This window comes from Streptomyces sp. NPDC058373 (genome assembly GCF_042723275.1).
Classification (GTDB): Bacteria; Actinomycetota; Actinomycetes; order Streptomycetales; family Streptomycetaceae; genus Streptomyces.
Genome location: NZ_JBHXJE010000030.1, coordinates 23,172 through 37,767 on the forward strand (window position 1 = coordinate 23,172; position 14,596 = coordinate 37,767).

A 14,596-nucleotide genomic window follows, 5' to 3' on the forward strand; every position below is an offset into this window, starting at 1 on the left:
CCGCCGCCCCCGGTGACGGGAGCGGCGGCCGGGGCGGGCGGGCCGTCAGGCGAAGGCGCCGCTGTAGGCGTTGAGGGCGGGCTGGCCGCCGAGGTGGGCGTAGAGGACGTTGGAGTCACGGGGTATGTCGCCGTCGCGGACCAGGTCGATGAGGGCGGCCATCGACTTGCCCTCGTAGACCGGGTCGAGGATGACGCCCTCCAGGCTGCCGGTGAGGCGGATGGCGTCCAGGGTGGAGCGGTCGGGGACGCCGTACCGCTCCCCCGCCCAGCCTTCGAGGAGGGTGATCTCCTCGTCGCGCAGGTCGCGGCCGAGGCCGATGCGGGCGGCGGTGTCCCGGGCGATCTTCTCGATCTGGGCGCGGGTCTCGGCGGGCCTGGCGGAGGCGTCGATGCCCAGCACGCGGCGGGGCCGGTCCTGCCCGGCGAACCCGGCGATCATCCCGGCGTGGGTGGAGCCGGTGACGCCGCAGACCACCACGGTGTCGAAGAAGACGCCGAGTTGCCGCTCCTGCTCGCGGACCTCCTCGGCCCAGCGGGCGAAGCCGAGGCCGCCGAGCGGGTGGTCGGAGGCGCCGGCCGGGATGGCGTACGGGGTGCCGCCGGCCCGGCGGACGTCCTCCAGCGCCTGGTTCCAGCTCTCCTTGAAGCCGATGCCGAACCCGGCGTCGACCAGCCGGACGTCGGCGCCCATCAGGCGGGAGAGCAGGATGTTGCCGACCTTGTCGTTGACCGGGTCGGGCCACTCCACCCAGCTCTCCTGGACCAGGACCGCCTTGAGGCCGAGGCGGGCGGCGACGGCGGCGACCTGGCGGGTGTGGTTGGACTGCACGCCGCCGATGGTGACGAGGGTGTCCGCGCCCTGCTTCAGCGCGTCCGGGACCAGGTACTCCAGCTTGCGGGTCTTGTTGCCGCCGAAGGCCAGCGGGCTGTTGACGTCCTCCCGCTTGGCCCAGACGCGGGCGCCGCCGAGATGGGCGGTGAGCCGGTCGAGCGGGTGGACGGGGCTCGGGCCGAAGAGCAGCGGGTGGCGGGCGAAGTCGTCCAGGGACACGGGTACCTCCGGTGCGGGGCGGGGCGGGGCGGGGTCAGGCGGTTCCGGGCTCGCCGCTCTCGTCGTGGAGCCGGTCGAGGAGCGGGACGAGGGTCTGCCAGTTCTCCCGGGTGGCGGCGGCCGCGCCCTCGGCGTCGCCCGCCGCGCACCGCTCGACGATCCGGGCGTGCTGGGCGACCGAGGCACGGCCGCTCAGCGAGGAGAACCGGAGTCGTTCGACCCGGCGCAGCACCGGGGTGAACTGCTCCAGGACGGTGCGCGCGGCGGTGTTGGCGGCGGCGGTGACGGCCACGCCGTGGAAGGCGTCGTCGGCGGCGAGGGCGGCGGGCACGTCCTGGTCGCGCAGGGCCTGGGCGAAGCGGGCGTTGGCCTCGCGCATGGCGTCGAGTTCGGCGGCGGAGAGGTGGGGGACGGCCTGGCGGACGACGAGTTCGTGCAGGGCTGCGGTGACCGACTGGGCGTCGCGGACCGCGCGTACGTCCAGCGGGCTGACCAGGGTGTGGCGCCCCGGCGTGGTCCGCACCAGCCCCACCTGCTCCAACCGGGCCAGCGCCTCGCGGACAGGGGTGCGGCTGACACCGAGCCAGGCGACGAGCGCCGCGTCGTGCAGCCGCTCACCGGGGGCGAGGGTGCCGTCGACGATGGCGTCCCGGATGGCCCGGTAGGCCTCCTCCCGCAGGAGGGATCTGCTGACGAGCCCGCGACTCCCTGGAACCGGCATGCAATATATTGCACGCCGACCGGCCGCGCCCGTCAAGGGGGACGGCGGCCCGCCATGAGAGAACGGGGCCGCCGTACAAGCGCGTTGAGCCGGTGGCGTCAGACGCGCTTGGGTACGGGAATCCGGTCGAGGTCGCGGGCGATGGTCAGCCCGCCCTCGTACCCGGCGGCGCGCGCCTGCCGCTCGAACGCGCCGGGATCGGTGTACCGCTGGGAGAAGTGGGTCAGCACCAGGTGGCGCACCCCGGCGTCGGCGGCGGCGCGGGCGGCCTGGCCCGCGGTGAGGTGGCCGTGCTCGGTGGCGAGGTGCTCGTCCTCGTCGAGGAAGGTCGACTCGATGACCAGCAGGTCGCAGCCGTCGGCCAGCGCGTACACCCCGTCGCAGAGCCGGGTGTCCATCACGAAGCCGAACCGCTGCCCGCGCCGCACCTCGCTGACCTCGGCCAGCGTCACCCCGTCGAGCCACCCCTCCCGCTGGAGCCGCCCCACGTCGGGCCCGCTGATCCCGCGCGCGGCGAGCCGCTCGGGCACCATCCGCACCCCGTCCGGCTCCACCAGCCGGTAGCCGTACGCCTCCACCGGATGCGACAGCTTGTACGCCTCCAGCGTGTACGAAGGCCCGGTGGCGAGCGGGCCGTTCGCCGCGACCGGCGCCTCGGTGACGCCGACGCTCTCGTAGTACGCGGTGGAGTAGCGCAGCCGCTCGAAGAAGCGCTGCCCGCTCGCCGGGTAGTGCGCGGTGACCGGGTGCGGGACGCGGTCGAGGTTGATCCGCTGGATCACCCCGGCGAGGCCGAGGCTGTGGTCGCCGTGGAAGTGGGTGACGCAGATCCGGTTCAGGTCGTGCGCGGAGACCCCGGCGCGCACCATCTGACGCTGGGTTCCCTCGCCGGGATCGAACAGGATGCCCTCGCTGTCCCACCGCAGCAGGTAACCGTTGTGGTTGCGGTGGCGGGTCGGGACCTGGCTGGCGGTGCCCAGCACCACCAGTTCACGCACGGACACGGGGGCCGGTCAGCCGGGCGGCCACTGGAGGCCGCGGCCCCCGAGCACGTGGGCGTGGGCGTGGAAGACGGTCTGCCCGGCGCCGGACCCGGTGTTGAAGATGACCCGGTAGCCGGTCTCCGCGACGCCCTCCTGGGCGGCGGTCTCTCCCGCCTCGCGCAGCACGTCGGCGGCGATGGCGGGCTCGGCCGCGCTGAGCGCGGCGGCGTCCGGGTAGTGGGCGCGGGGGATCACCAGGACGTGCGTGGGCGCCTGGGGGTTGATGTCCCGGAAGGCGACGGTGGTGTCCGTCTCCCGTACGACGGTCGCCGGGACGTCTCCGGTGGCGATCTTGCAGAACAGGCAGTCGGGGTGCTGAGGCGGGCTGGGCTGGCCCTGGTCCGTCATGGCGTCGCTCCTCTTGATCGTTGGTCCGCATCGTAACCCTCCGGCCGGAGGGAGTGGGTGGCCTCAAGCGCCGGCCGGGCTTGGAGTGGCTGGAGCTCGTGTCGACCGTGCCGGTCAAAGACGGCCCCAAGCGCCGGCCGGGCTACGGGGTGGCCGGGCCCGCACCGACCCTGCCCGTCAAAGACGGCCCCAAGCGCCGGCCGGGCTACGGGGTGGCCGGGCCCGCACCGACCCTGCCCGTCAAAGACGGCCCCAAGCGCCGGCCGGGCTTTGGGGGCTGCGTGTGGACGTCACGGCGGGCAGGTGGTTCTGCACGCGTCGGCCCGAGGCGAACGTTGGTGTCGACCAGGCTCGGGGGTGCTGTGGGCAGCCCCCACCTCCCTGGAGTGTCCGCGGGGGCTGGTGCGCGGTATCAGTACCGCGCACCAGCCACCGCCCCCGAGTCAGGCCCGGTACTGGCCCCCCGCCGGCCGCTTCGGCTCCGGCAGGCCGGGCGGGGTGAGGGCCGGGGTCTCCTCCAGGGCGGCGAGGGCCACGCGTACCGCCTCGTCCAGTTGCGGGTCGCGGTTCGCGGCGTGGTCGTGCGGGGCGCAGACGACCTCGATGTCGGGGTCGACGCCGTAGTTCTCCACGTCCCAGCCCTGGCCCTCCAGCCAGAAGGCGTACTTGGGCTGGGTGACGGCGGTGCCGTCGACCAGGCTGTAGCGGCTGTCGATGCCGATGACGCCGCCCCAGGTGCGCACGCCGACGACCGGCCCGATCCCGCGCGCCTTGATGGCGGCGTTGACGATGTCGCCGTCCGAGCCGGAGAACTCGTTGGCGACGGCCACCACGGGACCGCGCGGCGCGTCCAGGGGGTAGCTGGAGGGCCGCATGCCGCGCGGCACGTCCCAGCCGACGATGCGGCGGGCCAGCTTCTCCACCACGAGCTGCGAGGTGTGGCCGCCGCGGTTCTCCCGGATGTCGACGACCAGGCCCTCGCGGGCCGCCTCGACGCGCAGGTCGCGGTGGATCTGTGCCCAGCCGGGCGCCTGCATGTCGGGGACGTGCAGGTAACCGAGGCGCCCGTCGGAGAGGGCGTGCACGTGGGCCCGGCGGTCGGCGACCCAGGCGTGGTAGCGCAGCGGCTCCTCGTCGGCGACCGGGACGACCACGGTGTGGCGCGGGTCGCCGCCGCCGGACGGGGAGACGGTCAGCTCCACGGGCTTCCCGGCGGTGCCGACCAGCAGCGGCCCCGGGCCGGTCACCGTGTCGACGGGCTGCCCGTCGACGGCGAGGATGGCATCGCCCGCCCGGATCGCGACGCCGGGGGCGGCGAGCGGGGAGTGGGCGTGCGGGTCGGAGGTCTCCGAGGGCAGCACCCGCTCGACGCGCCAGACGCCCTCCTCGTCGCGGGCGAGGTCGGCGCCGAGCAGGCCCTGCCGCAGCCGGGGGCCGACCCAGGCGCCGTGCGGGGTGACGTAGGCGTGCGAGGTGCCGAGTTCGCCCTGCACCTCCCAGAGCAGGTCGACCAGGTCGCTGTGGGTGGCGACGCGCTCCAGCACCGGGCGGTAGCGGTCGAGTACGCCGTCCCAGTCGACGTCGCCGAGGTCGGAACGCCAGAAGTGGTCCCGCATCAGGCGGCCGGCCTCGTCGTACATCTGGCGCCATTCGGCGGCTGGTTCGAGGGTCTGCCGGATCCGGCCGAGGTCGACGGTGACGCGGTGCTCGCCGTCGTCCTCGTGCGGGGCGCGGCGGTCGCTGGGGACCAGCCGCAGCTCGCCGTCGACGCGGAGCAGGACCCGCTTGCCGTCGCCGGTGACGGTGAACCCGTCGGCCGGTGAGGCGAGTTCCTCGATACGGCGCTGGGCGAAGTCGTACCGCTCCAGGACCGAGCGGGGGCGCGGGGAGTCCGACCCGGCGTGGGCGGCGCCGAGGGTGCCGCGCAGCGGGTGGCTGAGCCACAGGACGCCGTCCTTGGCGGCGCGCAGCCCCGAGTAGCGGCCCGCGTCGACGGGGAACGGCACGATCCGGTCGGCCAGGCCGTCCAGGTCGATGCGGGTGGCGGGGGCGCCCTCGCTGTCGGGCGTCTCGTCCTTGTCGGGCGCCTCGAAGGGCCGCCCGTGCCGCTGCGGGCCGAAGGGCGAGGGGGTGGTGGCCGCGAGGGTGATCAGGTGCGGTCGGCTGCTGTCGAGGAAGGCCAGGTCGAAGACGTGGTCGTCGTAGACCGGGTCGAAGGAGCGCTCGGAGAGGAAGGCGAGGTGTCTGCCGTCGAGGGTGAAGGCGGGGCTGTGGTCGTTGAACCGCAGCGGGGTCGCCTCGGAGACGGTGAGGTCGGTGGTGTTGGCCAGTTTGAGCTGGCGCAGCGGCTCCGGGCCGGGGTGGGACCAGGCGAGCCAGGAGGAGTCCGGGGAGAAGACGAGGCCGGTGGCGTCGCCGTCCTCGCTGCGGTCGACCTCACGCACCTCGCCGGTCTCCCGGTCGACCAGCAGCACCCGCCCGTCGTGTGAGGCGACGGCGGCCCGGCTGCCGTCGGGCGCCATCCGGAGCTGGAGCACCCGGCCGAGCTGCCCGGCCGCGACCCGGCGCGGGGTGGACCCGGGGGCGGTGCCGGTGGCGGGCGCGAACTCCAGCGCGTCGTCGCCCTCGGCATCGGTGACCCAGGCGACGTACTCCTCGCCGTCGACCCGGAAGGCGCGCGGCAGGCGGTGCCGGACACCAGGCTCGCCGGAGAGCAGCCGGGCCGGACCCGACCGGTGGGTGACCCAGTGGACGGCACCGCGCACGGTGACGGCGCTCCCCCGGCCGGTGTGGTCGGGGGATGCCCCGCCGAGGTCGCGGCCGGGTTCGACGGGCCGGGGCTGCAGGTCGGTCCGCTGCCCGCCGAGCCGGATGTCGAGCGGACGCGGCGCCGGGGCTGCGGCGGCCTTACGCCCCTTCTTGCCGCGCTTGGGCTGCGCCTTCGCGTCGCCCTCGGCGGCGGGCTCCTCGGAGCTCTGCTCGTCATCGGAAGCCTGGAGGCTGTCGAGAATCCACAGCCGACCGGCCGAGCCGTAGACGACGCGGGTGCCGTCGGTGGCGGCGTGCCGCGCGTAGAAGGCGGGCAGGCCGGTCTCCGGGTCGGTGAGCGGCGTGTGGCGGCGCAACCCGGTGCCGTCGGGCAGCGACGAGTAGAGCGCCCCGACCCCTTCGTGGTCACTGAGGAAGGCGATGCGGTCACCCACCCAGAGCGGGTACTCGATGTTGCCGTCGAGGTCGGCGTGGAGGCGGCTGAACTCCCCGCCCTCGGTGCCGATCCAGAGCTTCCCGGCGGTGCCGCCCCGGTACCGCTTCCACCAGGCGGCCTCGCGGCCCATCGGCACCGACATCAGCAGCACCTGCCCGTCGGGCCCGTACGCGACATCACCGACGGGGCCGAAGGGCAGGGTCGGCGCGGGCCCGCCGTCGAGCGGCACGGCCCGGGCCCAACTGCGGCGCAGGGACGCCTGCCCCTGCGTGGTGAGGGCGAGAACACGCCCCCCGGGGGTCCAGCCGCGCACGGAGGTGCGGCCACTGCCCCAATGGGTCAGACGCCGGGAAGGCCCACCGTCGACAGGCGCGACGTGCACCTCGGGGGCGCCGTCGCGAGTGGAGGTCCAGGCGACCGTGGTGCCGTCGGGCGAGAAGCGCGGATGATCGACCGGCATGTTGTCGGCGCTCACCCGCCAGGCGCGCCCGCCGTCGAGCGGCGCCACCCAGACGTCATCCTCAGCGGCGAAGGCGACCAACTCGCCGTGGACATGCGGAAACCGGAGGTACGCAGGCTGTGTCACCCGATCAGCCTATGCAGCGGACCCACCCCTCGGGGAGGCCCTTGGATCACTTGCCCGGATCTCATCCCCCGCCCCCGCCCCACCAGCCACCCCAACACCCCACCCCCGTCCCGCACCGCTCAACGAAGCAGCACCCGGCAATCACCCCACCCACCACCGGCGGACAAACCGCGAACCCCCGAGCCCGGCCGGCGCTTGAGGCCCCCCGAACCGGCACGGCCAACCGAACAGCGCCCCCCACACAGCCCAGCCCGGAGGGCTCACCCAGCCCGGAGGGCTCACCCCCAGCGCCCACTCCGCCCCAGCAACAACGCGACCCCCGCGGTCCCCGCGGTAGAGGTGCGCAACACACTCGCCCCCAGCCGGTACGCCCCGGCCCCCGCCTCGGCGAAGGCGGCCAGCTCCTCCGGGGAGACACCCCCCTCGGGCCCGACCACGAGCACGATCGACCCCGCGGCAGGGAGCTCGGCCCGCGCCAGCGGAGAACTCCCCTCCTCGTGGAGGACGGCGGCCAGGTCGGCCGAGCCGAGAAGCGCGGCGACCTGCCGGGTACTGTGCACCTCCGCGACCTCGGGAAACCTCAACCGCCGCGACTGCTTCCCCGCCTCACGCGCAGTGCCCCGCCACTTCCCGAGCGACTTCTGCCCACGCTCCCCCTTCCACTGGGTGATGCACCGCGAGGCCGCCCAGGGCACGATCGCGTCGACCCCGGTCTCGGTCATCGTCTCGACGGCGAGCTCCCCCCGGTCCCCCTTGGGCAGCGCCTGCACCACGGTGATCCGCGGCCGGGGCGCCGGCTCCTCCCGTACCTCGTCCACGGCCACGTACAGCCTGTCCTTGCCCTCCGCCGAGGCCACGGTCCCGAAGGCCCCGCTTCCCGCCCCGTCCGTGAGGACGACGGGCTCGCCGGGCTGGAGCCGCCGCACGGAGACGGCGTGCCGGCCCTCGGGTCCGTCGAGGAGGACGGTGCCGGAGGCGACCTTGTCGACGAGGAAGACGGGTGCGGTCATCGGATGCCTCCAGGGGACGACGGGCCGCCGAGCGCGAGGACGGCGGCGGCCGTCTCGGCGGCGAGGACCTCCACCAACTGCGCGGCGGGCAGTTCGCGGGCGAGCCGGTGGCCCTGACCGGCCCAGAGCGCCATGCCCTGGGCGTCGCCGGTGCGGGCGGCGGCCTTGCGCAGCGGGGAGGTGACGTGGTGGACCTGCGGGTAGGCGGCCGGGGCGTACCGGCCGTGTTCGCGCAGGAAGCGGTTGACGAGCCCGCGGGCCGGGCGTCCGGAGAAGGCCCGGGTCAGCTCGGTGCGGGTGAACAGGGGGTTGGTGAGGGCCTGCTTGTGGAGCAGCGGGGCGCCGGACTCGGGGCAGACCAGGAAGGCGGTGCCGAGCTGGGCGGCCTGCGCCCCGGCGGCGACGGCGGCGGCTATCTGCTCGCCGCGCATGATCCCGCCCGCCGCGATCATCGGCAGGTGCACCGCCTCGCGGACCAGGGTGAGGAGGGTGAGCAGGCCGATCCCGGCCCCGTCGCGTTCGGGGTCGTCGCGGTGGGTGCCCTGGTGGCCGCCGGCCTCGACGCCCTGGACGCAGAGCGCGTCGGCCCCGGCCTCCTCGGCGGCGCGGGCCTCCTCGGGCGTGGTGACGGTGACGGCGGTGCGGGTCCCGGCGCGCCGGAAGGAGTCGATCACCTCGGCGCCGGGGCAGCCGAAGGTGAAGGAGACCAGCGGTACGGGATCGTCGAGGAGGATGGCGAGTTTGGCGTCCCAGTTGTCGTCCTGGCCGCACTCGCTGTCGCCGAGCGGTGTCTCGTACCAGGCGGCCTCCCCCGCCAGCTGGTGGCGGTAGACCTCGACGGTGGCGGGGTCGGCGCACTCGGGCTGCGGGAGGAAGAGGTTGACGCCGAACGGGCGCGAGGTGAGCGCCCTGAGCTGGGTGATCTCCTGGTACATGCCGTCGGCGGTCTTGTAGCCGGCGGCGAGGAAACCGAGCCCCCCGGCGTCGCTGACGGCCGCCGCGAGGGCGGGGCACGAGCCGCCGCCGGCCATCGGGGCCTGCACGATCGGGACATCGCAGAGGTCGGTCAGCGCACGGGACATGACCGCATCGTGCCATGTCCCCCGCATCCCGCCGAATCTCGACTCCTCCCCATCCGCCGGGCTCCCCGCGCCGGCCCCGCCCGGACGGATCCCCGGGAAACGCCTCGGGGCCCGGCCCCGCCGTCAGGCGGTGCCGGGCCCCGGAACGTGCGGGTCCGGACGGCTCAGGAGCGGCCGTTGAACGCGTCCTTCAGGCGGGAGAACAGGCCCTGCTGGCCGGGCTGGAACTGGCCGGTGGGCCGCTCCTCGCCGCGCAGCTTGGCCAGTTCGCGCAGCAGGTGCTCCTGCTCGGCGTCGAGCTTGCCGGGCGTGGTCACCTCGACGTGCACGATCAGGTCGCCCCGGCCGCCGCCGCGCAGGTGCGTGACGCCGCGGCCGTGCAGCGGCACCGACTGGCCGGACTGGGTGCCGGGCCGGATGTCGATCTCCTCCATGCCGTCCAGCGTCTCCAGCGGCACCTTGGTGCCGAGGGCCGCGGCCGTCATCGGGATGGTGACCGTGCAGTGCAGGTCGTCGCCGCGGCGCTGGAAGACCGAGTGGGGCAGCTCGTGGATCTCCACGTACAGGTCGCCGGCGGGGCCGCCGCCGGGGCCGACCTCGCCCTCGCCCGCGAGCTGGATGCGGGTGCCGTTGTCGACGCCGGCCGGGATCTTCACCGTCAGCGTGCGGCGCGAGCGGACCCGGCCGTCCCCGGCGCACTCCGGGCAGGGGGTGGGCACCACGGTGCCGAAGCCCTGGCACTGGGGGCAGGGGCGGGAGGTCATGACCTGGCCGAGGAAGGACCGGGTGACCTGGGAGACCTCACCGCGGCCGCGGCACATGTCGCAGGTCTGCGCGGAGGTGCCGGGGGCGGCGCCCTCACCGTTGCAGGTGTTGCAGACGACGGCCGTGTCGACCTGGATGTCCTTGGTGGTGCCGAAGGCGGCCTCGTCCAGCTCGATGTCGAGCCGGATCATGGCGTCCTGGCCGCGCCGGGTGCGCGAGCGGGGGCCGCGCTGGGACGCCGTGCCGAAGAAGGCGTCCATGATGTCGGAGAAGTTGCCGAAGCCGCCCTGGCCGAAGCCGCCCGCGCCGCCTCCGCCGCCGTTCTGCGACATGGGGTCGCCGCCGAGGTCGTAGACCTGCTTCTTCTGCGGGTCGGAGAGGACCTCGTAGGCGGCGTTGATCTCCTTGAAGCGCTCCTGCGTCTTGGGATCCGGATTGACATCCGGGTGCAGCTCGCGGGCGAGTCTGCGGAATGCCTTCTTGATCTCGTCCTGGGAAGCGTCGCGGCGCACGCCGAGTACGGCGTAGTAGTCCGTGGCCACTTACGACTCCGCCAGGATCTGTCCGACGTAACGTGCCACTGCGCGTACCGCTCCCATCGTTCCGGGGTAATCCATGCGGGTCGGTCCGACCACGCCGAGTTTGGCGACTGCCTCGCGTCCCGAACCGTAGCCGACCGAGACGACCGACGTGGAGCTGAGGCCCTCATGGGCGTTCTCATGACCGATCCGTACGGTCATGGCCGAATCCTTCGCCTCACCGAGGAGTTTGAGCAGGACGACCTGCTCCTCCAGCGCCTCCAGGACGGGGCGGATGGTGAGAGGGAAGTCATGCCCGAAGCGCGTGAGATTGGCGGTGCCGCCGATCATCAGCCGCTCCTCGGTCTCCTCGACCAGGGTCTCCAGGAGCGTGGACAGCACCGTCGAGACGGTGGGCCGGTCCTCGCTCTCGAAGGCCTCCGGAAGGTCCTGCACCAACTGCGGGACGTCGGCGAAGCGCCGCCCCGCGACCTGGCTGTTCAGCCGGGCCCGCAGGTCGGCCACGGAGGACTCGCCGAACGGCGCCGGGCAGTCGATCATCCGCTGCTCGACCCGCCCGGTGTCGGTGATCAGCACCAGCATCAGCCGGGCCGGGGCCATCGACAGCAGCTCCACGTGCCGGACCGTGGACCGGGTCAGTGACGGGTACTGCACCACGGCGACCTGCCGGGTGAGCTGCGCGAGCAGCCGCACCGTGCGGGCCACCACGTCGTCCAGGTCGACGGCCTGGTCGAGGAAGTGATGAATGGCACGCCGCTCGGGCGCCGTCATCGGCTTCACGTCGGCCAGCCGGTCGACGAAGAGGCGGTACCCCTTGTCGGTCGGGATGCGCCCCGCGCTGGTGTGCGGCTGGGCGATGTACCCGTCGTCCTCCAGCGCGGCCATGTCGTTGCGGACCGTGGCCGGGGAGACGCCGAGCTGGTGGCGCTCGGTCAGCGCCTTCGAGCCGACCGGCTCCTCGGTGCCCACGTAGTCCTGGACGATCGCGCGCAGCACTTCGAGCCTTCGTTCGCTGAGCACCGCGCACCTCCCAGTCGCCTGCCACGCCTCCCGCGTCCCCCGCGGGTCTCTGCTGGCACTCACCTCGCGCGAGTGCCAACCACGTCGCCGACCAGTGTACGGCTGACCGGTACACCTGCGGCAAGGCCGGGGCGGACACGGCCCGGGTCGGGCGGCGAAGTCACCCGGTACCGCCGGGTATGCCGTCGCGTCGCCTGAGAAGGTGGAGGGGTGATGAGGCGATGAACGCGTACGAGACCGCGCGCGGACCCGGCTGGGAGTGGTTCGCCCCCGGCGTCGGGCGGCTGCGGCTGCCCCGCTGGGACGCGACGGCCGGGCTGGTCGTGGGCCCGTCCGGCGCCCTGCTGGTGGACGCGGGCGCCTCCCTGCGCGAGGGCGCCCTGCTGCGCCGCTCGGCCGAGCGCGTCCTGCGCGAGCGCGGGGTCCGGCGTGTGACGCATCTGGCACTGACCCACGCCCACTTCGACCACGTCTTCGGCGCCGCCGCCTTCGCGGGCGCGGAGGTCCACGGCGCCGTCGGCCTCGACGCCGTCCTCACCCACACCGACACGCTGGAGGCCGACGCGGTACGCCACGGGCTGTCCCCCCGCGAGGCGGGCGAGGCCGCCGACGCCCTGGTGGTGCCGCGCCACGCGGTCTCCGGGGAGGCCGTGGTGGAGCTGGGCGGCGTCCACCGGGCCGTCCTCGCCAACCTGGGCCCCGGCCACACCGGCCACGACCTGGTCGTCCTGGTGCCGGGCACCCCCGACGTGGTCTTCTGCGGCGACCTGGTCGAGGAGTCCGGCGAGCCGCAGGCGGGGGCCGACGCGGTGCCCGCGCGCTGGCCGGAGGCGCTGGAGAGGCTGCTGGCGCTCGGTGGCCCGGACGCGGTCTACGTGCCCGGGCACGGGGCGGCCGTCGGTGCGGCGTTCGTGCGGGCCCAACGTGATGAGCTGGCCCGCCGGTTCGCCCTGTCATAACGTCTGCCCATGCGCAGCTACCAGCCGGATCTGACCCCGCCGTGGAAGAAGCGGACGCCCGCCCCCGAGGTCGAGGCGCTCCCCGACCTCGTCGTGGAGGAGCCCGCCAGCGGCTTCTGCGGCGCGGTGATCCGCTGCGAGAAGTCCGCCGAGGGCCCAGTGGTCACCCTGGAGGACCGGTTCGGCAAGCACCGGGTCTTCCCCATGGTGGAGCGCGGCTTCCTGCTGGAGGGCCGCCCGGTCACCCTGGTCCGCCCGAAGGCCGGGCAGGCCCCCGCCGGGCCGTCGCGGACCGCCTCCGGCTCGGTGGCGGTGCCGGGCGCGCGGGCGCGGGTGGCGCGGGCGGGCCGTATCTACGTGGAGGGCCGCCACGACGCCGAGCTGGTCGAGCGGGTCTGGGGCGACGACCTGCGCATCGAGGGCGTCGTCGTGGAGTACCTGGAGGGCGTCGACGACCTGCCCGCGATCGTGGAGTCCTTCGCCCCGGGCCCCGACGCCCGCCTCGGCGTCCTCGTCGACCACCTGGTCCCCGGCTCCAAGGAGTCCCGTATCGCGGCCGCCGTCAGCAGCCCGCACGCGCTGGTCGTCGGCCACCCGTACATCGACATCTGGCAGGCGGTGAAGCCCGCTTCGGTCGGCATTCCCGGCTGGCCCGACGTCCCGCGCGGTCAGGACTGGAAGACCGGCACCTGTCGCGCGCTGGGCTGGCCCACCGACACCGGCGCGGCCTGGCACCGCCGCATCCTCCCCGCGGTCCGCACCTACAAGGACCTGGAGCCGGCCCTGCTGGGCCGGGTCGAGGAACTGATCGACTTCGTGACGGCACCTGCTGAGGACGGATAGGCGACGCCTCAGGGCCGCCGGTGGCGCTTGACCGGCGGCAGAGTCGGGAAGTCGCCCGTCTCCAGCACGACGTCGAGCAGCGGCAGGGGCACGTCCAGCCCGAAGGAGTACGTCTGCTCCAGCCGGTAGTCGGCCTGCTCGCCCTCGCCGTACACCCGCGCGAGGGGCAAGGCGGTCAGTCCACCAGGTCCCGCACCACCGCGTCCGCCAGCAGCCGGCCCCGCAGCGTGAGGACGGCGCGGCCCTCGGCGAAGGGCTGCTCGGCGAGGAGGCCGTCGGCCAGGGCGCGGTGGGCGGCCGCCAGGCCCGCCGGGTGGAGGATGTCGAGGGGGCAGCCGTCGGCGAGGCGGAGTTCCAGGAGGACGCGTTCGACGCGGCGGTCCTCGGCGGTGAGGAGTTCGCGTCCGGCGCCGGGTGAGCGGGAGTCGGCGAGGGCGGCGGCGTAGGCGCCGGGGTGCTTGACGTTCCACCAGCGGACGCCGCCGACGTGGCTGTGGGCGCCGGGGCCCGCGCCCCACCAGTCGGCGCCGCGCCAGTACAGCTCGTTGTGGAGGCAGCGGCCCGCCTCGGTGGTGGCCCAGTTGGAGACCTCGTACCACTGGTACCCGGCCTCGGCGAGCAACGTGTCGGCGATCAGGTACCGGTCGGCGTGCTCGTCGTCGTCGGTGGGCGCCACCTCGCCGCGCCGGATGCGGCGGGCGAGGCCGGTGCCCTCCTCCACGATCAGGGCGTACGCGGAGACGTGGTCGGGCCCGGCGCCGATGGCCGCGTCCAGCGAGGCGCGCCAGTCGTCGTCGCTCTCGCCGGGGGTGCCGTAGATCAGGTCGAGGTTGACGTGGTCGAAGCCGGCGGCGCGGGCCTCGGCGACGCAGGCCTCGGGACGGCCGGGGGTGTGCTGCCGGTCGAGGACCTTCAGGACGTGCTGCCGGGCGCTCTGCATGCCGAAGGAGATCCGGTTGAAGCCGCCTTCGCGCAGTTCGGCGAGGTAGGCGGGGTCGACGGACTCCGGGTTGGCCTCGGTGGTGATCTCGGCGTCGGGGGCGAGGCCGAACTCGGAGCGGACCGCCTCCAGCATCCGGACCAGGTCGCGGGCGGCGAGGAGGGTGGGCGTGCCGCCGCCGACGAAGACGGTGCGGACCTCGCGCGGGTCGTCGCCGAGGACCTCGCGGGCGAGGCGGACCTCGCCCGCGAGGGTGTCGGCGTAGTTGTCGCGGGAGGCGAGGACGCCGCCGGAGGAGCGCAGCTCGGTGGCGGTGTAGGTGTTGAAGTCGCAGTAGCCGCAGCGGGTGGCGCAGTACGGCACGTGCAGGTAGAAGCCGAGGGGGCGGGTGGCCGCACCGTCGAGGGCGGACGCGGGCAGCGTGCCGTCTGCGGGCACGGGCTCACCGTCGGGGAGTGCGGAAGGCATGGGGTCCATTGTCC

At 74.4% G+C, this 14,596-nt stretch carries 13 protein-coding genes; 2 read left to right on the forward strand and 11 right to left on the reverse strand.

Annotated elements, in window-relative coordinates; all coding sequences use genetic code 11:
• Window positions 1-45 precede the first annotated feature (45 nt).
• The 9 genes from ACFWMZ_RS17980 to hrcA all read right to left on the reverse strand — a co-directional run bounded on the left by ACFWMZ_RS17980 (window position 46) and on the right by hrcA (window position 11,372).
• Entirely contained in the window at window positions 46-1,053 is a 1,008-nt protein-coding gene (locus ACFWMZ_RS17980) for a 1-aminocyclopropane-1-carboxylate deaminase (protein ID WP_383182849.1), read from the reverse strand.
• 34 nt (window positions 1,054-1,087) lie between these two features.
• Complete coding sequence (locus ACFWMZ_RS17985; RefSeq protein ID WP_383182851.1) at window positions 1,088-1,774, reverse strand: GntR family transcriptional regulator; 687 nt, start codon at window positions 1,772-1,774, stop codon at window positions 1,088-1,090.
• A 98-nt stretch (window positions 1,775-1,872) separates the two neighbouring features.
• Window positions 1,873-2,778, reverse strand: a complete 906-nt coding sequence (locus ACFWMZ_RS17990; RefSeq protein ID WP_383182853.1) for a ribonuclease Z — start codon at window positions 2,776-2,778, stop codon at window positions 1,873-1,875.
• Window positions 2,779-2,787: 9 nt separating this feature from the next.
• Window positions 2,788-3,165 carry a histidine triad nucleotide-binding protein gene (locus tag ACFWMZ_RS17995; protein WP_383182855.1) on the reverse strand — a complete coding sequence of 126 codons (378 nt, stop codon included), beginning with the start codon at window positions 3,163-3,165 and terminating at the stop codon, window positions 2,788-2,790.
• A 443-nt stretch (window positions 3,166-3,608) separates the two neighbouring features.
• Window positions 3,609-6,956 carry a S41 family peptidase gene (locus ACFWMZ_RS18000; protein WP_383202585.1) on the reverse strand — a complete coding sequence of 1,116 codons (3,348 nt, stop codon included), beginning with the start codon at window positions 6,954-6,956 and terminating at the stop codon, window positions 3,609-3,611.
• 278 nt (window positions 6,957-7,234) lie between these two features.
• Window positions 7,235-7,966 carry a 16S rRNA (uracil(1498)-N(3))-methyltransferase gene (locus ACFWMZ_RS18005; protein WP_383202588.1) on the reverse strand — a complete coding sequence of 244 codons (732 nt, stop codon included), beginning with the start codon at window positions 7,964-7,966 and terminating at the stop codon, window positions 7,235-7,237.
• Window positions 7,963-9,048 (reverse strand): nitronate monooxygenase, encoded by a 1,086-nt coding sequence (locus tag ACFWMZ_RS18010; RefSeq protein ID WP_383182861.1) that lies wholly within the window; start codon window positions 9,046-9,048, stop codon window positions 7,963-7,965. The genes ACFWMZ_RS18005 and ACFWMZ_RS18010 overlap by 4 nt, the downstream gene beginning before the upstream one ends.
• Window positions 9,049-9,212: 164 nt before the next feature.
• Window positions 9,213-10,355 (reverse strand): molecular chaperone DnaJ, encoded by a 1,143-nt coding sequence (dnaJ, locus tag ACFWMZ_RS18015; protein ID WP_383182863.1) that lies wholly within the window; start codon window positions 10,353-10,355, stop codon window positions 9,213-9,215.
• The gene (gene hrcA / locus ACFWMZ_RS18020; RefSeq protein WP_383182865.1) at window positions 10,356-11,372 is read right to left on the reverse strand and encodes a heat-inducible transcriptional repressor HrcA; all 1,017 of its coding nucleotides are present in this window, start codon (window positions 11,370-11,372) and stop codon (window positions 10,356-10,358) included.
• Between the two features lie 221 nt (window positions 11,373-11,593).
• Here hrcA and ACFWMZ_RS18025 point away from each other — a divergent pair, with 221 nt between their 5' ends.
• Both ACFWMZ_RS18025 and ACFWMZ_RS18030 read left to right on the forward strand, forming a co-directional pair.
• Window positions 11,594-12,331 (forward strand): MBL fold metallo-hydrolase, encoded by a 738-nt coding sequence (locus tag ACFWMZ_RS18025; RefSeq protein WP_383202591.1) that lies wholly within the window; start codon window positions 11,594-11,596, stop codon window positions 12,329-12,331.
• A gap of 9 nt (window positions 12,332-12,340) precedes the next feature.
• A complete protein-coding gene (locus tag ACFWMZ_RS18030; RefSeq protein WP_383182869.1) occupies window positions 12,341-13,174 on the forward strand; it encodes a DUF3097 domain-containing protein in 834 nt (277 codons plus the stop codon).
• Window positions 13,175-13,182: 8 nt separating this feature from the next.
• On the opposite strand, the gene ACFWMZ_RS18035 is transcribed toward ACFWMZ_RS18030, so the two are convergent.
• Both ACFWMZ_RS18035 and hemW read right to left on the reverse strand, forming a co-directional pair.
• A complete protein-coding gene (locus ACFWMZ_RS18035; protein WP_383182871.1) occupies window positions 13,183-13,344 on the reverse strand; it encodes a hypothetical protein in 162 nt (53 codons plus the stop codon).
• 5 nt (window positions 13,345-13,349) lie between these two features.
• Entirely contained in the window at window positions 13,350-14,582 is a 1,233-nt protein-coding gene (gene hemW / locus ACFWMZ_RS18040) for a radical SAM family heme chaperone HemW (protein ID WP_383202594.1), read from the reverse strand.
• Between the last annotated feature and the right edge of the window lie 14 nt (window positions 14,583-14,596).